This window comes from Marinobacter pelagius (assembly GCF_003315345.1).
GTDB lineage: Bacteria > Pseudomonadota > Gammaproteobacteria > Pseudomonadales > Oleiphilaceae > Marinobacter > Marinobacter pelagius_A.
Window position 1 is genome coordinate 95,840 of the sequence record NZ_QNRO01000012.1, and the last position, 20,330, is coordinate 116,169.

At 60.7% G+C, this 20,330-nt stretch carries 17 protein-coding genes; 11 read left to right on the forward strand and 6 right to left on the reverse strand.

Annotation, left to right across the window (positions count from 1 at the left end; all coding sequences use genetic code 11):
• Positions 1–25: 25 nt before the first annotated feature.
• The 3 genes from DET50_RS11790 to epmB all read right to left on the reverse strand — a co-directional run bounded on the left by DET50_RS11790 (position 26) and on the right by epmB (position 5,314).
• Positions 26–2,110: an EAL domain-containing response regulator gene (locus tag DET50_RS11790; protein ID WP_113863044.1), complete on the reverse strand. Its 2,085-nt coding sequence runs from the start codon at positions 2,108–2,110 to the stop codon at positions 26–28.
• A gap of 195 nt (positions 2,111–2,305) precedes the next feature.
• Positions 2,306–4,117, reverse strand: coding sequence for a GTPase (locus DET50_RS11795; RefSeq protein ID WP_113863045.1), 1,812 nt, complete (start codon positions 4,115–4,117; stop codon positions 2,306–2,308).
• Positions 4,118–4,273: 156 nt separating this feature from the next.
• A complete protein-coding gene (gene epmB, locus DET50_RS11800; RefSeq protein WP_113863046.1) occupies positions 4,274–5,314 on the reverse strand; it encodes an EF-P beta-lysylation protein EpmB in 1,041 nt (346 codons plus the stop codon).
• A gap of 45 nt (positions 5,315–5,359) precedes the next feature.
• Between epmB and efp the strand changes: the two genes are divergently transcribed.
• Together efp and epmA are read left to right on the forward strand one after the other, a co-directional pair.
• Positions 5,360–5,935, forward strand: coding sequence for an elongation factor P (gene efp, locus DET50_RS11805; protein WP_113863047.1), 576 nt, complete (start codon positions 5,360–5,362; stop codon positions 5,933–5,935).
• Positions 5,936–5,942: 7 nt separating this feature from the next.
• A complete protein-coding gene (gene epmA, locus DET50_RS11810; RefSeq protein WP_113863048.1) occupies positions 5,943–6,911 on the forward strand; it encodes an EF-P lysine aminoacylase EpmA in 969 nt (322 codons plus the stop codon).
• Positions 6,912–6,913: 2 nt separating this feature from the next.
• Here the strand turns inward: epmA and asd are convergent, their stop codons facing one another.
• A complete protein-coding gene (gene asd / locus DET50_RS11815) occupies positions 6,914–7,768 on the reverse strand; it encodes an archaetidylserine decarboxylase (protein WP_113863049.1) in 855 nt (284 codons plus the stop codon).
• An 82-nt stretch (positions 7,769–7,850) separates the two neighbouring features.
• Entirely contained in the window at positions 7,851–8,906 is a 1,056-nt protein-coding gene (gene rsgA, locus DET50_RS11820; RefSeq protein ID WP_113863050.1) for a small ribosomal subunit biogenesis GTPase RsgA, read from the reverse strand.
• A 254-nt stretch (positions 8,907–9,160) separates the two neighbouring features.
• Between rsgA and orn the strand changes: the two genes are divergently transcribed.
• Positions 9,161–9,703: an oligoribonuclease gene (gene orn, locus DET50_RS11825; protein WP_113863051.1), complete on the forward strand. Its 543-nt coding sequence runs from the start codon at positions 9,161–9,163 to the stop codon at positions 9,701–9,703.
• On the opposite strand, the gene queG is transcribed toward orn, so the two are convergent.
• A complete protein-coding gene (gene queG / locus DET50_RS11830) occupies positions 9,693–10,778 on the reverse strand; it encodes a tRNA epoxyqueuosine(34) reductase QueG (RefSeq protein ID WP_113863052.1) in 1,086 nt (361 codons plus the stop codon). The genes orn and queG overlap by 11 nt on opposite strands.
• Positions 10,779–10,925: 147 nt before the next feature.
• Between queG and DET50_RS11835 the strand changes: the two genes are divergently transcribed.
• The 8 genes from DET50_RS11835 to hflK all read left to right on the forward strand — a co-directional run bounded on the left by DET50_RS11835 (position 10,926) and on the right by hflK (position 20,329).
• Positions 10,926–12,485, forward strand: a complete 1,560-nt coding sequence (locus DET50_RS11835; protein ID WP_113863053.1) for an NAD(P)H-hydrate dehydratase — start codon at positions 10,926–10,928, stop codon at positions 12,483–12,485.
• Positions 12,482–12,979: a tRNA (adenosine(37)-N6)-threonylcarbamoyltransferase complex ATPase subunit type 1 TsaE gene (tsaE, locus tag DET50_RS11840; protein WP_113863054.1), complete on the forward strand. Its 498-nt coding sequence runs from the start codon at positions 12,482–12,484 to the stop codon at positions 12,977–12,979. The genes DET50_RS11835 and tsaE overlap by 4 nt, the downstream gene beginning before the upstream one ends.
• 36 nt (positions 12,980–13,015) lie before the next feature.
• Positions 13,016–14,371: an N-acetylmuramoyl-L-alanine amidase gene (locus tag DET50_RS11845; RefSeq protein WP_113863055.1), complete on the forward strand. Its 1,356-nt coding sequence runs from the start codon at positions 13,016–13,018 to the stop codon at positions 14,369–14,371.
• 20 nt (positions 14,372–14,391) lie between these two features.
• Complete coding sequence (gene mutL / locus DET50_RS11850) at positions 14,392–16,302, forward strand: DNA mismatch repair endonuclease MutL (RefSeq protein ID WP_113863056.1); 1,911 nt, start codon at positions 14,392–14,394, stop codon at positions 16,300–16,302.
• Positions 16,303–16,312: 10 nt separating this feature from the next.
• Positions 16,313–17,341, forward strand: a complete 1,029-nt coding sequence (miaA, locus tag DET50_RS11855; protein ID WP_113863057.1) for a tRNA (adenosine(37)-N6)-dimethylallyltransferase MiaA — start codon at positions 16,313–16,315, stop codon at positions 17,339–17,341.
• 38 nt (positions 17,342–17,379) lie between these two features.
• Entirely contained in the window at positions 17,380–17,631 is a 252-nt protein-coding gene (hfq, locus tag DET50_RS11860; protein ID WP_008170056.1) for an RNA chaperone Hfq, read from the forward strand.
• 118 nt (positions 17,632–17,749) lie between these two features.
• A complete protein-coding gene (gene hflX / locus DET50_RS11865) occupies positions 17,750–19,048 on the forward strand; it encodes a ribosome rescue GTPase HflX (RefSeq protein ID WP_113863058.1) in 1,299 nt (432 codons plus the stop codon).
• A 78-nt stretch (positions 19,049–19,126) separates the two neighbouring features.
• Positions 19,127–20,329: an FtsH protease activity modulator HflK gene (hflK, locus tag DET50_RS11870; protein ID WP_113863059.1), complete on the forward strand. Its 1,203-nt coding sequence runs from the start codon at positions 19,127–19,129 to the stop codon at positions 20,327–20,329.
• The last annotated feature ends 1 nt before the right edge of the window (position 20,330 follow it).

Here is a 20,330-nt window from a genome sequence, read left to right on the forward strand (position 1 = left end):
CGCCAACTGGCGCCCTTGTTGTTTCTCAGCCCTCGCCGAAATCGTAGTTCATTTCCGGGGCCGGGGCCTGAAGGTAGTAGCCCTGGATATAGTTCACGCCGGCTTGCCATAGCGTGGCCAGGATACTGGCGTTTTCCACCAGCGGAATGATCGAGAGCTTGCCGGAGTTCTGCAAGGTCTTGATCATTTCTTTCACCTGGGCCTTGGCGTCGTCACTCTTCTGGATCTCCTCGGTGAAGGAACCGTCCAGTTTCACAAAGTCCGCGTTCACATGCTTGAAGGTGTTGAAGGGGTTCAGGGCACAGCCGAACTGGGAAATCGACACCTTGCAGTGCAGCTCGTGAACCGTCCGGGTAAATTCCTTGGCCTGCTTCATGTAGTTGTTGGCATCCCCCTCCCGAACCTGGAGGATCAGCACATCGCCGGGCAACCTCGCTGCCTTCAGGGCCACACTCAGCCAGGGAGTGAAGGTCTTGTCCTGCAGGGTCTCTGCCGTGATATTCACAAACAGGCGGGTGTCATGGCCGTGGGAGCGGTGGTTGGCTAACTGCTTTATCGCGTTCAGGATTACCCAGCGATCGATTTTGATTGCGGTCTCATTGGGCCCGGCGGGTGGCAAGAAGTCATAGGGCGAAACCTCCTGGTCGTCCTTGTCGAACATCCGAACGAAGGCCTCGTAATGCTCTTCACCTTCACCGCGCAGGTTGATGATCGGCTGGAACAGGAGCCGGAAGCTGTTGTCCTCGAGAGCTTTCTGGATAGCCTCTACAGAGTTGCTGGAATCAAGGGTTTCGTAGTCTGCCGGGTTGTAGACCAGCACCCCGTTGCCCTGGGCATGGCCGTCCTGCTTTTTGACATCGGAGGAGGCGGTGTGCGCCCGGCCAAGCAACTCTTCGGCCTTGGGCGAGTTTTCGGTAATCGCCGCCACGCCGATACTGACTGTCATCGGAACGGTTTTCCCGTTGATGTCGAACAGGTTGTCCTCAATGGCCTTGCGGACGCTTTCCGCCCGTTCGGCCATGACTTTCTCATCGCAGGGCAGGCACATCATGCAGAAGGCATCATCACTCAGCCGCGCCAGGGTGGCATCCTCTCCGGCGGTTTCCTTCAGCAATGCCGCCAGGTCTCCAAGCAACAGATCGGCTCCTGCGATGCCCACCTGACCCTTGATGGTGATGAAGTTATCGAGCGCGATGTAGGCCAGAGCCCCGGTCTGGTTGTCCTTGCCGGCCCTGGCGATGGTTTCTGAAAGGGCGTCCATCAGGTACTGCCGGTTATACAGGCCGGTGAGCAGATCCTGGCTGCTGATCTGGCGCAGCTTCTCCTCCAGTTCGGCATCGCTGTGCTCGGGCTGGAGTACAATCTGGGTGCACAATTCACCATCGTAGGTGGCCGAAGACACGCTCATGGTGACCTTCAGTTCCTGGTCATCACTGCGCCGTGCCGTGCAGTTGAGGGTCATGCCGTCCTCGCCCTTCTCGGCGAAGCGCTTCATGAATTCCTTGTACCGCTCCTGGCTTTCGGGGGTGAGCGTGTCGAGGACCGGAATGCAGATCAGGTCATCGATATCGTCGTAACCGAGGAAGTCCATGTAGGACTGGTTGGCATAGATATGCATCCCGTCATTGATGTAGGCAATGGCGTCCTTGGAGCTTTCCAGCAGCAGCTGGCAGCGCTGTTCTGCCTCCCGAAGGTGGGATTCCAGCACGCGCCTGCGCCGGCGCTCTTCCAGGGCGGAAATCTCACGGTTGACCGTCAGCACCAGTTGATCCGAATAGTCGAACGGCACTGCGTCCTGGGCGCCGGCCTTCATGATGCCAACTTTCCGTTCCCGGCTTTCTTCGGTCATCAGCAGGATGAACGGGATGTCCTTGTCCATCCGGCGAACCATCGCCAGGGCCTCGTCGGCACCGAATTCATCGTCCACATCCCGGGCCAGTAAGAGATCCCAGTTGCCGGTTTTCAGCACCTCTTCGAGATCTTCTTCCGAGGTGATGCGATGAGCTCGTGTGGCCTTCCCGGAATTCCTCAGCAGGCTGACCAGTGATTCGGCATCATTTTGAGATGGATCAAGAATCAGCAGATGTACTGTGGCGTTCTTTTTCTGCATTCGTAAGACGTCTCGCTCTACTCGTTTGCGGAGCCGGCTCCGGGGCAGCGTTAAGATCTGCTTGTAAAACAGTGCCTTGAGGAAAACTGCTTGCCGAGAGTCAGAGGCCGGTCTGTCACTTATGCAGAATGATGCAGGGGTTAGGGGGTAATAACAACCCTCTGTTTGGCCAGTTCGCTACCTGCGTCTCGCTTATCAGAGCGTCGGCCAAAGCGAATCAAACTCATCCTCACTGGCCACCGGGGTGTCGGCCTGGCTGGCGATGTTCAGCGCGGTATTGTTCTGAAGCTTCAGTTCGAACTGGCTGATACTGCCGGTGGAAGACACCTTGCGACCGAGCGTTCCCTGGTCCTGCCTGCCATCGTGCAGGAGGGAAATCCTGCTCCCTGACTGGAACGGCAGCCGGGGAGTGATCAGGGTGGCCGCCTGGTTGACCACGCTGATTTCCGGCAACAATAAACCCCGGAGGTATTCGCTGTTGTTGCCGATCTTCTGGAGCAGCCGGACGCCGCAGGGCGCGGCGCTGGGGGCCAGTAGTTCAATGCCTACCTGGGTGCCCTGGTGCTTGACCTGGCGGATCCAGCGCACCACGGCGACGCTCCAGGGATGGGATTGCTGTTCCCGCACGCCGAGAATCTCGCCAGCCTGGATGGACGGGGGCACATTGGTTTCCCAGCCAACACAGTAGCCGCCAGGGCTGGTGTTGATCAGAAGGGCCTGGTGGGAGCGGGGCAGATTCTTCTCCGGAATCGGATCTGCTGCGGGCTTGCCGAAATAGCCACCGCGAAAGTTGATCGGGGTGTCGGGAGAGGAATGCCGCTCCTCGCTGGGGCCGGCATCATGGGCGCCGGCCCAGGCGTCTTCCGCTTTCTTCGATTCGGTCAGGAAGTGGTTGTCCTCTTCCTCCCGGGCGCTGGCATTACCACTGACAAACTCCGCGAAGGATTTTTCACCGGCGATGAAATAATGGACAGCGGTAAGGCCGACGCAGACCTCCAGGGTGCCCTGGCTGGCAATGCGGTTGAAGTTGCGTTTGGCCAGGATGCCGAGGGCCTGGCTCAGGTGAGTCAGCAGGGTGTCGCTGATATTGGCCGGGATACGCAGGGGATTTTCTTTTTCCTGGTGCGTGCGCCGTGCCTGGAGCGTCTCGGAAACCATGTTGGACAGCTCCCGGGTGTCGAAACCGAAGCTGTCGTCACCGGGCTGGTTATCGAGCAGACTGCGATAGATCGGCGGATTGTCATGCTCCATGTTCACTACAAACAGGCTGTCTTCGCCAATATCCGGGCCGCACTGGGTGTGTTCTGTCCAGGTCTCGAACAGCTCGTAGGCCTGGTTGAGTTCGGACTGCCGCAACTGGTTGGGGCGAGCGCAACCAAGCAGCAGAACCCGCTTGTAACTGTCGGCCAGGGAGCTGGTGCGGCGGGACTTCAGGGTGTTGTCTTCCACCTGAAGATGGGCCATGCCGTTTCGGTAGGCGAAACGGTAAAGGCGATGGCACTCCAGCCAGCTGCGAGCAGGGCTCGGGCAATAAAGCTGATGGGAGCGCAGGATAGTGGCGGACAGTTCCGAGATGGCCCGGTGGATTGCCATGGTGACGGGCTTACGGTTTCTGTCCAGGCCGCCGTTGTCGAGGCCGTCGAGGATGCAAATCTTGTAACCGGTGGCCAGGTGCATCTGCAGTGCCTGGGCCAGGTTGGCAATCTTGCGCTGTTTCTCGGGAAGGGCGACGGCGAGGCCCAGGTAATGCCGGGACAGCTCGTTGCAGACAAAATGGATCTTCTCCCGGATCAGCTCCAGAAACTGCAATCTCTGCTGGGGCGCGACCGAAAGGTGGTTCAGCTCGATGATCGCATGGTAGAGCTGCCGGGACACCTCGCCAATGTTGGCCATGGGCAACTGAGCCACCCAGTTGCGGAAGGGCTTCGGCGCCGTTTCGCAAAAGGACAGGGTCGTGGTTTTCTGTTCCGGTACTCGTAGATCAGGTTTCAGAATCGTGCCTTCCATGAATTCGCGCCAATGTCTGGGCCACCGTCGGTTTCCCTTATGTTTTTATGTGTAACCCATAGTCGACTGTAAAATAGCAAACGGTCGACGAAAAGCGAGAAGATCACGAGTTAACAAACTTTTGCAAGTGATTGGCGTCCAGGTTTGTGATCTCGCTCACGGCCACAGGTCCAGAGGCGTCTTGCTTTCTTCGCCCGGAACCTCTCTGACCAGTTTCGGAACCAGGAAGCCGGGTAGCCGCTTGAGCAGCTCCCGCATCAGCTGGCGCGCCTCATTATCGACCACGTCGAAGTGATGGGCGCCGGCTACAGGGTCGAAGGCGTGCAGGTAGTAGGGCATGACTCCGGCCGCAAACAGGGTTTCACTCAGATCCTCAAGGATGTCCGCGGTGTCGTTGACGCCCCTGAGGATCACGCTCTGGTTCAGCAGCGTGGCTCCGGCCGCGCGCAGGTAACCCAGGGCCCGTCGGGTCGGCGTGTCAATCTCGGCGGGGTGGTTGATGTGCAGCACGATGACCACCTGCAGCGGCGAGCTGCTGATCCACTTGAGCAGGGCGTCGCACACACGCTGGGGAATCACCACCGGCAGCCGGGTGTGCAACCGGATTCTCCGGATGTGGGGCACCCTGGCGATGTCCTCTGCCCAGCGGGCCAGCAGGCGATCATTGACCGCCAGGGGATCGCCCCCGCTGAATATGACCTCATTGATCTCCGGGCTGTTCCTGAGCGTGCGCAGCACCTCCTCCCGGTCCTCGGGGGTAAGGCGCTGCTCTTCATAGGGAAAGTGCCGGCGAAAGCAGTAGCGGCAGTTGATGGCACACTGGCCGGTGACCATGAGCAGCGCCCGGCTACGATACTTCCGGATCAGCCCGATGGTCTGGATAGCCCCATTCTCCTGCAGAGGATCCCGGATGAAACCGGACACCTCGGCCGTCTCCTCCAGCCGCGGCAGCACCTGGCGCAGCAGCGGATCGTCGGGATCTCCGGGCGTCATCCGGGCGATAAAAGGCTCCGGTACCCGGATCGGAAACAGCCGGTGGCCGGCCCGCGCACCTTCCAGCCAGGATTCGGCGGGCAGCTTCAGCCGCTCCAGCAGCGCCTCGGGCGTGGTGACCGAGCCTGAGAGCAGTTCCTGCCAGCTCCGGGAATCCTGTTCACAGATGTGGGCTTCTATACGGGCGGGGGTTCGCTGTATCATAGCGACCTTTGAAATTTTAACGACATTGTGTCAGGTGGACATTTCATGGCTTCATATTCTACCAACGAATTCCGCGGCGGTCTTAAGGTTTTGCTGGATGGCGACCCCTGTATCATTCTCGAGAACGAGTTTGTAAAGCCGGGCAAGGGCCAGGCCTTCAACCGGGTAAAACTGCGGAACCTGATGACCAACCGCGTCTGGGAGCGGACCTTCAAGTCCGGCGAGAGCCTTGAGGCGGCCGACGTGATCGAACAGGACATGGAATACCTCTACACCGACGGTGAGTTCTGGCACTTCATGAAAACCGACGGATCATTCGAACAGTATCCCGCCGACGCCAAGGCGGTGGGCGATACCGTCAAGTGGCTCAAAGAGCAGGACGTCTACACCGTAACCCTTTACAACGGCGCTCCTCTGACCGTGAGCCCGCCCAACTTTGTCGAGTTGGAAGTGGTGGATACCGATCCGGGCATGAAAGGCGACACCGCCCAGGGTGGCTCCAAGCCGGCCACCCTGTCCACCGGTGCCGTTGTCAACGTGCCCCTGTTCATCACCATCGGTGAAGTGCTGAAGGTCGACACCCGGACCGGCGAGTACGTCAGCCGCGTCAAGAGCAGCTGATTCGGCAATGACTGATCAACCTGTCTGGCAGCCCGCTGCCTCGCAGGCTGCCCTGAAAAGCCGTGCACAACAACTTGCGTTTGTGCGCGGCTTTTTTGCGCAAAGAGGGGTAATGGAAGTCGAAACCCCGGTGCTGGGGCGCTGTGGCGTGACCGATGTTAACCTCGATGGCATCCCGGCGCAGGTATCCGCCTCCGGCATCGAGGGTGGCTGGCTGCAGACATCCCCGGAATACCACATGAAACGCCTGCTGGCCGCCGGCTCCGGCCCGATCTATCAGGTCTCGAAGGTCTTCCGCAATGGTGAGCGGGGCCGGCGCCACAACCCGGAGTTCTCGATGCTGGAGTGGTACCGGCCGGGATTTGATGACCGGGAGCTGATGACCGAGGTCTCCGACCTGGTATGCGGCTGGCTGGGCTGCGAGCGACCGGAGGTCCTGTATTACCGGGACGCTGTGAAGACCTGGGCGCACGTGGACCCGTTCGAGTCCACGGAGCGGGAGCTGATGCGCCGCTGCGAGGAATGGCTGGAGCCGGAACAGCTGGCAGGACTGGGGCGGGATGGTTGTCTGGACCTGCTGATGAGCTTTGCCGTCGAGCCCAACCTGGGCATTGATCGCCCGGTGTTTATCACCGGCTATCCGGCTTCCCAGGCGTCACTGGCCCGGGTGTCGGAACATCAGGGCTACCCTGTCGCGCACCGTTTCGAGCTGTATGTCCGGGGGCTGGAGCTCTGTAACGGCTACTGGGAGCTGACCGACCCGATCGAGCAGCGGCGCCGGTTCGAGGCGGATAACCATCAACGCCGATTGTCCGGAGAACCTGAGATGCCCATTGATGACGCGTTCCTGGCGGCGCTGGAGCAGGGCCTGCCGGATTGCGCCGGCGTCGCCCTGGGGCTGGACCGGCTGCTGATGCTCAAGCTGGGGGCTGAGGATATTTCAGAAGTGCTGGCCTTCCCGTTCGAGCGCGCCTGAACTCAGGCGAGCTCGCCAAAAGCCTCACCCATGCGCACGGTTTTGCCGGCAACCTGATTCTCTTTCCAGCTTACAGCACCCTTGGGCATCACCATGATCACCGTGGAGCCCAGCCGGAACCGGCCCATCTCCTCGCCCTTGGCAAACTCCCGGGCCTGCTCGCCCTCGTACTGGAAGTCGGTGACGAGACCGTTGCCGGGCACCACCACGCCGGACCAGGTGGTCTCGACACTGCCAACGATCATCGCGCCCACCAGCACCATCGCCATGGGGCCGGCGTCGGTATCGAAGATGCACACCACCCGCTCGTTGCGGGCAAACAGGTTGGGAACGTGCTCGGCGGTCACCGGATTGACCGAAAACAGCTTGCCGGGGATGTGCACCATCTCCCGCAGCTTGCCCGCCATGGGCATATGGATGCGGTGATAGTCGCTGGGGGCGAGGTAAATGGTGGCAAACTCGCCTTCGGAAAATGCTTCGGTGCGCTGCAGGTTATCCCCCAGCAACTCATTCAGGCTGAAAGACTGGCCCTTGGCCTGGAAAACCCGATCACCGGTCACCTGGCCCAGTTGGGAAATCTTGCCGTCCACCGGACTGACAAGGGTCTTCTCACCCTCGGCAATGGGGCGGACACCCGGCTTCAGTGCCCGGGTGAAAAACGCATTGAAGCTCGCGTAAGCAGTCGGATCCGGTTCCGCAGCCTCACTCATATCCACGCCATAGCGGCCGATAAACCACTTCACCACACGGTCCTTCAAAGCCGGACTGCCTTCGCTATCCGCAAACCGACCGGCAAGACGTGAAACAGCCAGCTGTGGAGTGAGGTACTGGCTCAGAACGAACAGTTTATCGAACATCAAAACGAACCCTTTGCTTGAGAAGGCGCGCAGTTTAGCAAAACGGCATAGACGTGTAGATACGGTTTTACCGCTTTGCGAATCAGTCCACCTTCAGGCCCCGGGCCTGCTGCTCGGCCATGTCCGCCAGAATCCGGTGAAAACTCTTCAGCCGCTCCGGACTGATCCGCCCGTCCGCGGCCGCCGCCTCCAGGGCACACCCAGGATCTCCCATGTGCCGGCAATTCCGGAACTTGCAAGTGCCGATCAACTCCCGGATCTCCCGAAAACCGTACTCGATCTCCTGCGGCGTCATGTGCCACAGCCCGAACTCCCGGATACCCGGCGAATCAATCAGATCCCCGCCCAGGGGCAGATGGAAAAGCTTGGCCGTCGTGGTGGTGTGGATCCCCTTGCCGGTGCTCTCCGAAACCGCCCCGACCCGAAGCGACTCCCCCGGCAGCAGCGTCTGGATAATCGACGACTTGCCGACACCGGACTGACCCACAAACACACTGGTCTGATCCTTCACCAGTGCAGCAACCTCCGGCGCCGGCTCATTACCGGACTCGGCGGCCGAAGTACGCACCACCTCATAGCCCAGACTCTCATAACGGGACAGCAGCTCTTCAATCTGCTCCCGGTTCCCATCGGTAATCAGATCCGTCTTGTTCAGCAGAATCACCGCCGGAATATCACTGGTCTCCGAAGCCACCAGATACCGGTCAATCAGGTTGTCGTGAGGCTCCGGCTCCGGCGCAATCACCAGAATGATGTGATCAATATTCGCCGCCACCGGCTTCAGCGCCCCGAAATTGTCCGGCCGTTGCAGCAGATTCTGGCGATCACAACGGGCAACAATCACCCCGGTGTCACTCTTGCCCTTGCGCCAGACCACCCGGTCACCGGTCACCAGGCTGTCGATGTTGGCCCGGACAAAACAGCGGAAAACCGTCCCGGAATCCTCGCCCTCCAGCGCCTCCACATCCAGCTGCTGGCCATAATGGGCGATGATCAGCCCCTCCTGCTCCGTCCCCAGTTCACCGGCCTCGGCCTGCTGTTCAATGGCCTTTTCCTTTCTGGCCGCACGGGCTGCCCGCTCCTGCTGGACCTTCTTGATACGCCACTGTTGCTGTTTGTTCAGTCGCCGTTTTGCCATAAATGATTTCAGAGATCCCGTGAAAGTTCGTCATCGACCGTGCCATCATACTGGAATCACCGATTGGTCGCTGTACTATGGTGCGAACCACAGCGACTATATCTCCAGAATATGGGGTGGCGGTGGGGCGACCTATCCGGGAATGTTGAAGGCCAGGGATGGCCTGAAACAAGCGCACATGGACGTGCTCGTAGCGGTTCCCGGATAGGTCGCCCCGCCGCCAGCGAGCACCAAAATCAGAAGGTTAGGAAAACATGGCAGAAGGCAATCGCCTGGTCTGGATCGACCTGGAAATGACCGGCCTCGATCCGGAAAAAGAACGCATCATAGAAATGGCCACCATCATCACCGATGCAGAACTCAACATCATCGCCGAAGGCCCCGTCATCGCCGTCCACCAGCCCGACAGCCTCCTCGAGGCCATGGACGAATGGTGCACCAACACCCACGGAGCCAGCGGCCTCACCAAACGCGTCAAAGAAAGCACCATCACCGAATCGGCGGCCGAACAGGAAACCCTCGCGTTCCTCAAAAAACACGTGGGCGCCGGAAAATCACCCCTGTGCGGCAACAGCATAGGCCAGGACCGCCGCTTCCTGGTGAAGTACATGCCCGAACTTGAGGCCTTCTTCCACTATCGCAACCTCGACGTCTCCACCGTCAAAGAACTCGCCCGCCGATGGCGCCCCGACGTACTCGATGGCGTCAAGAAAAAAGGCAGCCACCTGGCACTCGACGACATCCGCGACTCCATCAACGAACTGCGCCACTACCGCGATCACTTCTTCAAGCTGTAAGCCCGTGCCGGCGCAACGCCCAGTGCACATGCTCACGGACCATCTCTGACGGATGGTCCGCCCGCTGCTTCAGCGCCTCCACCACCGGAATAGTGGTGGGCGCGTTGCCCAGCCCCACCGCCAGATTCCTGAGCCAGCCCTCGTAGCCGGTGCGCCGGATTGCCGACCCCTCGGTCCGCTTCAGGAACTGTTCCTCCGTCCACAGGAACAGCTCAGCCAGCGAACTGTTATCCAGACCATGCCTGGGCTGGAAATCCTGTTCCGCCGTCGGCTTGCTGAACTTGTTCCAGGGGCAGACCAGCTGGCAATCATCACAGCCGAACACCCGGTTACCCATCTTCGGGCGCAACTCCTCCGGAATGGAGCCTTTCAGCTCAATGGTCAGGTAACTGATACAGCGACGGGCATCCAGCAGATGAGGGCCGACAAAGGCGTCCGTCGGGCACACCTCCAGGCAGGCGGAACAACTGCCACAGTGTTCGGTTTCAAAGGGTGGATCCACAGGGAGTGGGGCGCTGGTAAAAATCTCGCCCAGGAAGAAAAACGACCCGGCCTTCGGGTGAATCACCATATTGTTCTTGCCGATCCAGCCCAGTCCGGCCCTTTGGGCCAGTGCGCGCTCCAGCACCGGAGCGCTGTCAACGAAGGCCCGGTACTCGAACCCGCTGACCGCCTCATCGATCCATTTCGCCAGTGTAGCCAGGCGCTTGCGCATCAGCTTGTGGTAGTCCCGACCCAGGGCATAGCGGGTCACGTAGGCGGTTTCCCGGTCAGTGAGCGCTTGTTTCGGGTTGTCCGGCGCCGGCAGATAATCCATGCGTACCGAGATGATCCGCGCCGTGCCGTGCACCAGCGAAGTCGGGGTGTAACGCTTGTCGCCATGATGCCCCATGTACTCCATCTCGCCCTGGTATCCCTCGGCCAGCCAGGCCTGCAACCGGTCGGCGTGGGGGCCGGTCTCCGGCAGGGTGATGCCGGCATCGGCAAAACCCAGCTCTCGCGCCCATTGCCGGATTTTACCCGGCAAATCATCGAGTTCGGGCGGTGCTGGTGGAGTTTCTTTCGGCTCGGTCATGGCTGCAACGTAAGCGGGCGTGGTCCGGGTGGATTCACTGCGGAAGTTTAATTTGATTAAGTTATGACCTTTTTCACTGTTTTGCTATGCTTTACAGGTATCTGGCCAATTTTCTTAAACCGGTTTCTGTAACGGGAGCTCAGGCTCATGCCGCCCATATCTGCGCACAGTCTACCAGACGACCTGTACTCCGCCGATGCTGTGCGGCAGATGGACCGCTACGTGATTGACGAACTGGGAGTGGACGGTTTCGAACTGATGCAGACGGCAGCCCATGCGGCTTTCCGGAGGCTGGTCCGGCGCTGGCCCGATTGCGGGCCGGTACTGGTGCTGTGCGGGGCGGGCAATAACGGTGGAGACGGTTACCTGGTGGCTGCCAACGCCAAGCGGCACGGGCTCACAGTGTCGTGCATTGCCGTTGCCCCGACCGACAAGCTTTCCGGCGATGCCCGCAAAGCCTGGCAAAAGGCCGTCGCAGACGGCGTCGAGGTGCGTGAGCTGTCAGGAATCGATGAGGCGGCCCTCGATGCTTCGTTCGAGCATGCCGGCCTGATTGTTGATGCCCTGCTCGGGACCGGTGTCTCCGGAGCGCCCCGGGAGCCGTTTGCCGGTGTCATTGCCCGTTGCAATGCCAGTGGCGTGCCGGTGCTCGCGGTGGATGTGCCTTCGGGGCTGGATGCGACGACCGGTGTTGCCGGCGGTGATGTGGTCCGGGCAACGATGACGGTCACCTTCATCGGCCTCAAATCCGGGCTGTTCACCGGGCAGGGACCGGCGGTATGTGGCGAGGTAGTATTTGACTCGCTGGGAACCGAAAACGACATCGGTGCCAGTGGCCAGACGCCCGTGGGCCGATTACGGCACTGGGAAAGCGTGGGTCGCTGGCTCCCCGAGCGTGCGGCCAATGCCCACAAGGGACGGTTCGGCCACGTGCTCATTATTGCCGGGGATCGTGGGTTTGGTGGCGCCGGCCTGATGGCGGCAGAGGCGGCGGCCCGTTCCGGAGCCGGCCTGGTGTCACTGGCAACGCGCCCCGAGCATATCTCGGCGGCTCTGGCTCGCTGCCCGTCGGTGATGGTGCATGGCCTTATTCATGGCTCTGAACTGCCACCGTTGCTGGAAGCCGCATCGGTTGTGGTGTGCGGGCCGGGGATGGGCAAGAGTGCCTGGGGCCAGCAGATGCTTCAGCAGGTGCTGGCCAGTGACAAGCCAAGAGTGCTGGACGCCGACGCCCTGAATCTGATGGCAGCCCGGGTCGCCGTGCCCTCGGAATATCAGGTACTGACGCCGCATCCGGGAGAAGCCGCCAGGCTGCTGGGGTGCAGTGTGGCGGAAGTTGAAGTTGACCGGATGGCGGCGGCGCGCAAACTGCAGTCCATCTATGGCGGCGTGGTTCTGCTCAAGGGTGCGGGAACCGTGATTGCCTCCGGTAGCCAGACGGTGGATATTGTTAGCGGCAGTAACCCGGGAATGGCCACCGGCGGCATGGGTGATGTGCTCGCGGGAATTCTCGGGGCCATGTGCGGTCAGCTGGATGACCTGGCCCGGGCGACCATCCTGGGGGCTTGTGCTCATCTGGCAGCGGCTGACCGGGCCTCTGAGGCCCGCGGTTATGTGGGGCTGATACCAACCGATGTGATCGATAGCCTGCCGTCGGTATTCCGGCAAATCGAGTTTAACGATGTGCAGAAGCGGGAGGATGGATGACGATTTACGGTAACGAGCGCCGCCTGTTTCTGGAAGGCGAGGCGGAAACCGAGAAGCTCGGGCAGGAACTGGCCCGCCTGGTCATGGAATCCGGGCAGGGGCTGACGGTATTTCTGGACGGCGACCTCGGCATGGGTAAAACCACCCTCAGCCGTGGAGTCATGCGTGGCCTCGGGCATGAAGGCGCAGTAAAGAGCCCGACCTATACTTTGGTGGAGCCCTACGAGCACCTGAAGCCGCCGGCCTATCATTTTGATCTGTATCGCCTGGGCGATCCGGAAGAGCTGGAGTACATGGGGATCCGGGATTATTTTTCCGGAGACAGCCTGTGCCTGATCGAATGGCCGGAGCGGGGCAAGGGCGTCCTGCCGGACCCGGACCTGGAGATCCACCTGGAGCGCGAGGGTGAGGGGCGGTCCGTGGTCATCCGGGCCCGTTCGGCCCAGGGTGCCCATTTGATGAACGAACTGGAGCTGGTCGGTCCGGAACACTGATCGCCGGTGACAGCTGATATTTTGCAGGTAAGCGGTATGTTCAAGGGAAAACGCAGCCTAATCAATTTGCTGGCGCTGGTTACAGCCTGGGCCCTGGCGTGGGGAGCCACAGCCGGTGACCGTGTCGAGGGTGCGCGTATCTGGCCCGCGCCGGACCACACGCGCCTGGTGCTGGACGTGACCGGCCCGCTACAACACAACATCTTCTCCCTGAGCGGTCCCTCACGACTGGTGATAGACCTCAGCAATGCGTCGCTCAAGGCCGACCTGGACAATCTCGACCTTTCCGGCAGCCCGATCAAGCGGATTCGCAGCGCGCCACGAAACGGTAACGACCTGCGGGTAGTGCTGGATCTCAAGAGCGATATCAAGCCCCGGAGTTTCCAGCTGGAGCCCAACCAGCAGTATGGTCACCGTCTGGTGGTGGATCTGATCGACGAGAGCGGCAGTCGCCTGGAGCAGGCGACCCGGCCGACGGTCACCCAGGATTCTGCGGGCAAGCGGGATGTCATCGTGGTGATCGATGCCGGCCACGGTGGTGAGGACCCCGGAGCCATCGGGCCGAGAGGAACCCGGGAGAAGGACGTGGTCCTGAAAATGGCGAAAACCCTCGAGGCGCTGATCAACAAGCAGCCCGGCTATACCGCCAAACTGACCCGTACCGGCGACTACTACGTGGGATTGCGGAACCGGACGCTGCTGGCCCGGAAATACAACGCCGACCTGTTCGTGTCCATTCATGCCGACGCCTTCCGCACACCGCAACCGAAAGGGGCGTCAGTCTTTGCCCTGTCGCAGCGTGGAGCGACCAGTGAGACAGCCCGCTGGCTGGCCCAGAGCGAGAACCGCTCCGACCTGATCGGTGGCACCGGTGGCGTATCCCTGGAAGGTCGGGACGATATGCTCGCGGGTGTTCTTCTGGACCTGTCCATGACTGCCAGCATCAACGCCAGCCTTGGAGTTGGCAGTTCGGTGCTGGGCAAGCTCGATAACGTTGCCGAGTTGCACAAGCCGGGGGTGGAGCAGGCGGCCTTCGTGGTGCTGAAATCGCCGGATATCCCATCCATTTTGGTGGAGGCGGGCTTTATCTCCAATCCCCAGGAAGAGAAGAACCTGGCGTCGGACTGGTATCGCAGCCGGTTGGCCGGTGCCATCATGGACGGCATCGAGGATTATTTCCGCAAGACGCCGCCGCCAGGCACATTGCTGGCGTGGCAGAAGCAGAACGGCAAGGGTGGCAATGACGTCAGTCAGTACCGGATCCAGCGCGGGGACACCCTGTCCCAGCTAGCCAAGGAAAACCAGATTTCCGTTAACGAGTTGATGCGATTTAACGGCTTGAGGGATGACCGTGTTATGGTAGGGCAAACCATTCGTATTCCCGCATCCTGAGCAAGAGGTTTTCCCGAAACATGCCCCACATTCATTTGCTCTCTCCCCGGCTGGCGAACCAGATAGCCGCGGGTGAGGTGGTGGAGCGTCCCGCATCGGTGGTCAAGGAGCTGGTCGAAAATGCCCTGGATGCCGGTGCCAGCCGGGTCGATATCGAGATAGAGCAGGGCGGCGTCAAGCTTATCCGCGTCCGTGATGACGGCAGTGGCATCGAGGAGGATGACCTGCCTCTGGCCCTCAGCCGCCATGCGACCAGCAAGATCACCAGTCTCGATGATCTCGAAGCCGTTGCCTCCCTCGGATTCCGGGGTGAGGCCCTGGCCAGTATCAGTTCCGTGTCCCGGCTCACCCTGACTTCCCGGACCGAAAACCAGGAAGCCGCCTCCCGGGTGGAAGTCGAAGGCCGTGAGATGGATGCCCGGATTTCTCCCGCGGCCCACCCGGTCGGGACCACCGTGGAAGTCCGCGATCTGTTCTTCAATACGCCGGCCCGGCGCAAGTTCCTTCGTACCGAGAAGACCGAGTTCAACCACGTCGACGAGTGTATCCGTCGCCAGGCCCTGAGCCGGTTCGATACCGGGTTCACCCTGCGCCATAACCAGCGCGTGGTGCAGAGCCTGCGTCCGGCCGAGTCACCGCTGGACCGGGAGCGCCGAATCGGTGCATTGTGTGGCCAGCAGTTCATCGACAATGCCGTGGTCATCGATGCCGAGGCCACAGGGCTGAGGCTCTGGGGCTGGGTTGCCCTGCCCACGTTTTCCCGCAGCCAGGCGGACCTGCAATACTTTTTCGTCAATGGCCGGGTGATCCGGGACAAGCTGGTGGCCCATGCAGTGCGCCAGGCTTATCGGGATGTGCTGTACAACAATCGTCACCCTGCCTTCGTGCTTTACCTGGAAGTGGATCCCGCCACGGTGGATGTGAACGTGCATCCCACCAAGCACGAGGTGAGGTTCCGGGACGGCCGACTGGTCCACGATTTCATTTTCCGCACCCTGCACCGGGCGCTGGCAGATGTCCGGCCCGATGACCACTTGCGCGGTGCGGTGGCCCAATCCTTTGGCCGGGAGGCTTCAGTCCAGCCGGCGGCTCCGGAAAATACCGGCGCCATGAACCCGCAGCAGGGCTGGTCTTATCCACCCCGGGAGAATGCCGGTCACGGTGCCCCTTCGCCTGCCGGTTTCGGTGGGAGCCGGCCACCGGAGCCCCAGCAGGAATGGCGGGCCAGTGACCAGATGGCGTTCTATCAGTCCCTGAATGCCGGCGGCGGGGTGGCCGCCGAGTCCTCTCCCGGTTCGGCCGGACTGGCGCAGGTGCAGGCGACACCGCCTGCCGACAGTGAGGAGGAACCACCCCTGGGCTATGCCATCGCTCAGCTACACGGAATCTATATCCTGGCCCAGAGCCGTGCCGGTCTTATCGTGGTGGATATGCATGCGGCCCATGAACGCATCACTTACGAGCGGATGAAGCGGGCGCTGGCGGAGCAGGACCTGAAAAGCCAGCCGCTGCTTGTGCCGGTATCGATGGCGGTTAGCCAGAAGGAAGCTGCGCTCACGGAAACTCACGGTGAAGGGTTGCAGCAACTGGGTCTGCAGATCGAAAGGATCGGTCCGGAAACCCTGGCGGTCCGGCAGGTACCGGCGCTCCTGCGTGGTGCCGACACCGAGCAGCTGGTCCGGGATGTGCTGGCCGATCTCATCGAGCATGGTCAGAGTGACCGGGTCGAGGCCGTTACCCACGAACTGCTGGGCACCATGGCCTGCCACGGCTCGGTCAGGGCAAACCGCCAGCTGACCATCCCCGAGATGAATTCCCTGCTTCGGGACATGGAGGCCACGGAACGCAGTGGCCAATGCAACCATGGCCGCCCCACCTGGACCCTGGTGACCCTGAGCGAGCTGGACAAACTGTTCCTGCGCGGGCGTTGAGGCAGTCCTGATGACGACCAGTAATGTACCGGGCAAGCACCCGCCTGCCATCTTCCTGATGGGGCCAACGGCCTCGGGCAAGACCGATCTGGCGATCGCCCTGTGCGAACACCTGCCCTGCGACATCATCAGCGTCGATTCCGCGCTGATCTACCGGGGAATGGATATCGGCACCGCCAAGCCTTCGGCTGAAGAACTGGCCCGGGCGCCGCACCGGCTCATCAATATCTGTGATCCGGCAGAGAGTTATTCCGCCGCCGACTTCCGCCGCGACGCCCTGGCGGAGATGAAGAAGATTACCGAAGCCGGGCGCATACCACTGCTGGTGGGCGGCACCATGATGTATTTCAAGGCCCTGCTGCACGGCATGTCCGGATTACCTTCTGCGGACCCTGAGTTGCGTGCCCGTCTGGAGGGTGAAGCGGCGGAGAGAGGCTGGCAGGCTCTTCATGACGAGCTGACGGAAAAAGATCCGGTAGCCGCCCGTATTATCCACCCCAATAACCGGCAACGATTGTTGCGGGCGCTGGAAGTGATCAGGCTCACCGGGAAGCCGATCTCGGCATTCTGGCAGGCGGAGAAAGGAGCCTCGGGTGGAGCAGAAGTCGAGGATTACACCTATTTCACCCGGTGGCAGGCAGACGAAGGGAGTGCTCTGCCGTATACTATAACGCAACTTGCAATCGCACCCGGTGAGCGCAAAGTGCTCCATGACCGGATAGAACTGCGTTTCCGTCGAATGCTGGAAGCCGGCTTCCTCGATGAAGTACGGGCGCTTATGGCGCGGGGTGACCTTGATCCGGAACTTCCGTCGATGCGCTGTGTCGGTTATCGGCAGGCATGGGAACATCTTGCAGGCAACAGTGACTATGACGAGTTTGTGAGCAAGGGTGTTGCTGCTACCCGCCAGCTGGCAAAACGGCAGCTCACCTGGTTGAGAAAATGGTCCGATGTCCACTGGCTTGATAGTGGCGATAAACTGGTCGTCGAAAAAGCCTTGAAAAAGCTCGGACTTCGCACCACATTAAAATCTGAATAACGACGATCTGCATCTACTTAAATAACAGGAGAACACACATGTCAAAAGGGCATTCCTTACAAGACCCTTACCTCAATGCATTGCGCAAGGAGCGCATCCCGGTTTCCATCTTTCTGGTCAACGGTATCAAGCTTCAGGGCCAGATTGAGTCTTTCGACCAGTTCGTGATTTTGCTGAAAAACACTGTCAGCCAGATGGTCTACAAGCACGCAATTTCCACTGTGGTTCCTGCCCGCAATGTCCGCATTCCGCAGCAGGCTCCGGGAGGAGAGGGCGAGTCTGAAGACTGATACAGCCGCTTTCCCGGTATTGCCACCCGCGTTTCCGAAGAGCCGTCCCGCGGCTTCAGGTGCGCGGGTGTTTGTTTTTCTGAGGGGTCGATTCTGATGACCCGGGAGTCTGTACAAGTTGTTTGAGCGTCCTGATGTCGGCGAACGGGCGGTGCTGGTTCACATTGATTTTACCGCCTATGAGGATTCCGAAGACCTGGAAGAGTTCCGGGAGCTGGTGACCTCTGCCGGTGTGGAGCCCGTGGCTGTGGTCACCGGCTCGCGCAAGCAGCCGAGCCCGCGATTGTTTGTGGGTGAAGGCAAGCTGGAAGAGATCCGTGATGCCATTACCGCCTCCGAGGCGGATGTGGTGCTGTTCAATCATGCCCTGAGTCCCAGTCAGGAGCGGAATATCGAGCGTGAACTCAAGTGCCGGGTGTTGGATCGCACCGGCGTCATCCTCGATATTTTTGCCCAGAGGGCCCGGACCCACGAGGGCAAGCTGCAGGTGGAGCTGGCCCAGCTCGAGCACATGTCTACCCGGCTGGTTCGCGGCTGGACTCACCTTGAGCGGCAGAAGGGCGGTATCGGCTTGCGGGGGCCCGGTGAAACCCAGCTCGAGACCGACCGTCGCCTGCTGCGTGAGCGAATCAAATCTATCCACAAGCGCCTGGAAAAGGTTCGCAGGCAGCGGAACCAGGGGCGCCGTGCCAGGCTCAGGGCCGACATCCCTACGGTCTCGCTGGTGGGTTACACCAACGCCGGAAAATCCACCCTGTTCAACCGGCTGACCACCTCTACCGTCTACGCTGCCAACCAGTTATTCGCAACGCTGGATCCCACGCTGCGGCGTCTGGAACTTCCGGATATCGGTCCGGTCGTATTGGCGGACACGGTCGGATTCATCCGGCACCTGCCGCACAAACTGGTGGAAGCCTTCCGGGCAACCCTGGAAGAGACCACCGAAGCCAGCCTGCTGTTGCACATAATCGACTGCTACGATGGTCGTCGTGACGACAACATCGAACAGGTTGAAAGCGTCCTGGCTGAGATCGGAGCGGACGAGATTCCCGTATTACAGGTGTTCAACAAGATCGACCTGCTGGACGGATTCACCCCACGGATTGACCGGAACGAAGAGGGGGTCCCGGTGCGGGTCTGGGTGTCGGCGGTAAGCGGTGAAGGAATTGATATCCTGTTTGATGCCATTGTCGAACGCCTGGCCGAGGACGTCGTGCACCATTTCGTATTGCTGGGTCCCGCCGACGGAAAGTTGCGGGCCTTGTTGCACGAAGCCGGCTCAGTGCTCAGTGAAGAGCACCGGGAAACGGGCGACAGCGTGGTGGAAGTGCGCCTGCAGAACCGGGACTGGCTCCAGTTGTTGAGCCGGGCGGGCGTGAAAGAACATGAGATTCGCCTTGAAGACAGCCACGCCTGAGAGCGTAAACTGTTGCCGGGGCGCGTATAAATCCCTAGTATTTGCAGCCATTCGACAAGTATAGGAACGGAGAGCACTATGGCCTGGAACGAACCGGGTGGAAACCGTAACGACAACGATCCCTGGGGGACCGGTGGTGGTCGTCGCGGCGGAAATGATCAGGGGCCGCCAGACCTTGATGAGGCCCTGAAAAAGGGCCTGGACAAGCTCAACAAGATGTTGGGCGGTAAAGGCGGCAAGTCCGGCGGAAATGGCAGTGGTGCCGGCGGAGCCGGTGGATTCGGCGCGATTCTGGCTTTGGCTGCGATTCTCGTCGTCGGCTATGTCGTGTTCCAGTCTTTCTACACCGTGGACGAACAGGAACGGGCGGTTGTCCTGCGTTTCGGGGAGTATGACAGGACCGAGGGGCCGGGCCTGCGCTTCAAGGTACCGTTGATTGATGACGTTACCAAGGTACGCGTAACCAACGTCCGTACCGCAGAGTCTTCAGGGCAGATGCTCACGCAGGATGAGAATCTGGTGACCGTGGATCTGCAGGTGCAATACCGGGTCAGCGATGCCCGGAATTATGTGCTCAATGTCCGGGACTCCAACCAGGCACTGGCGTTTGCCACCGATAGTGCGCTCCGGCACGAAGTGGGCAGTGCCACGCTCGATGCCGTTCTCACCGAAGGCCGGGTAGAGCTTGCGGTCAACGTCGAGCAGCGACTGCAGAACTTCCTGCAGCAATACGGTGCCGGTCTCCAGATCGTCCGGGTGAACGTGGAAAGCACCCAGCCGCCCCAGCCGGTTCAGGATGCCTTCCGCGAGGTCCAGCGTGCCCGGGAAGACGAACAGCGGCTCAAGGAAGAGGCGGAAACCTACCGTAACAAGGTGGTGCCCGAGGCTCGCGGTCAGGCCCAGCGTATGATTGAAGAGGCGTCAGCTTACAAGGCTCAGGTGGTTGAGCGCGCTCAGGGTGAAACGGCCCGTTATCTGGATCTCCTGGAGGTGTACGCGAAAGCGCCTGAAGTCACCCGCGAGCGGATGTATCTGCAGGCCATGGAGAACGTACTGTCCAGTTCCAGTAAGGTGCTGGTTGACACCAAGTCCGGCGACAACATGATGTATCTGCCACTGGATCGCCTGACCCGTGGCGCTGCCAATGCGGCTGCGGGACGGAAGGAGAGTGCAGGGGATGCTGGCAGCCTGACAGGTCAGGTCGATATCCAGTCCCTGACCGATGAAGTCCTGCGCGAACTGCGTAACCGTCAAGCCACCAATTCCAGAACGGGGAGATAAT

What these genes read in the sequence shown, in the direction of transcription:
- miaA (WP_113863057.1), top strand. Translation starts at nt 16,313, where the DNA reads ATGACGACCAGTAATGTACCGGGCAAGCACCCGCCTGCCATCTTCCTG.
- orn (WP_113863051.1), top strand. Translation starts at nt 9,161, where the DNA reads ATGGCAGAAGGCAATCGCCTGGTCTGGATCGACCTGGAAATGACCGGC.
- hfq (WP_008170056.1), top strand. Translation starts at nt 17,380, where the DNA reads ATGTCAAAAGGGCATTCCTTACAAGACCCTTACCTCAATGCATTGCGC.
- epmB (WP_113863046.1), bottom strand. Translation starts at nt 5,314, where the DNA reads ATGATACAGCGAACCCCCGCCCGTATAGAAGCCCACATCTGTGAACAG.
- asd (WP_113863049.1), bottom strand. Translation starts at nt 7,768, where the DNA reads ATGTTCGATAAACTGTTCGTTCTGAGCCAGTACCTCACTCCACAGCTG.
- efp (WP_113863047.1), top strand. Translation starts at nt 5,360, where the DNA reads ATGGCTTCATATTCTACCAACGAATTCCGCGGCGGTCTTAAGGTTTTG.
- DET50_RS11835 (WP_113863053.1), top strand. Translation starts at nt 10,926, where the DNA reads ATGCCGCCCATATCTGCGCACAGTCTACCAGACGACCTGTACTCCGCC.
- epmA (WP_113863048.1), top strand. Translation starts at nt 5,943, where the DNA reads ATGACTGATCAACCTGTCTGGCAGCCCGCTGCCTCGCAGGCTGCCCTG.
- DET50_RS11845 (WP_113863055.1), top strand. Translation starts at nt 13,016, where the DNA reads ATGTTCAAGGGAAAACGCAGCCTAATCAATTTGCTGGCGCTGGTTACA.
- DET50_RS11795 (WP_113863045.1), bottom strand. Translation starts at nt 4,117, where the DNA reads ATGGAAGGCACGATTCTGAAACCTGATCTACGAGTACCGGAACAGAAA.
- rsgA (WP_113863050.1), bottom strand. Translation starts at nt 8,906, where the DNA reads ATGGCAAAACGGCGACTGAACAAACAGCAACAGTGGCGTATCAAGAAG.
- tsaE (WP_113863054.1), top strand. Translation starts at nt 12,482, where the DNA reads ATGACGATTTACGGTAACGAGCGCCGCCTGTTTCTGGAAGGCGAGGCG.
- hflK (WP_113863059.1), top strand. Translation starts at nt 19,127, where the DNA reads ATGGCCTGGAACGAACCGGGTGGAAACCGTAACGACAACGATCCCTGG.
- queG (WP_113863052.1), bottom strand. Translation starts at nt 10,778, where the DNA reads ATGACCGAGCCGAAAGAAACTCCACCAGCACCGCCCGAACTCGATGAT.
- DET50_RS11790 (WP_113863044.1), bottom strand. Translation starts at nt 2,110, where the DNA reads ATGCAGAAAAAGAACGCCACAGTACATCTGCTGATTCTTGATCCATCT.
- mutL (WP_113863056.1), top strand. Translation starts at nt 14,392, where the DNA reads ATGCCCCACATTCATTTGCTCTCTCCCCGGCTGGCGAACCAGATAGCC.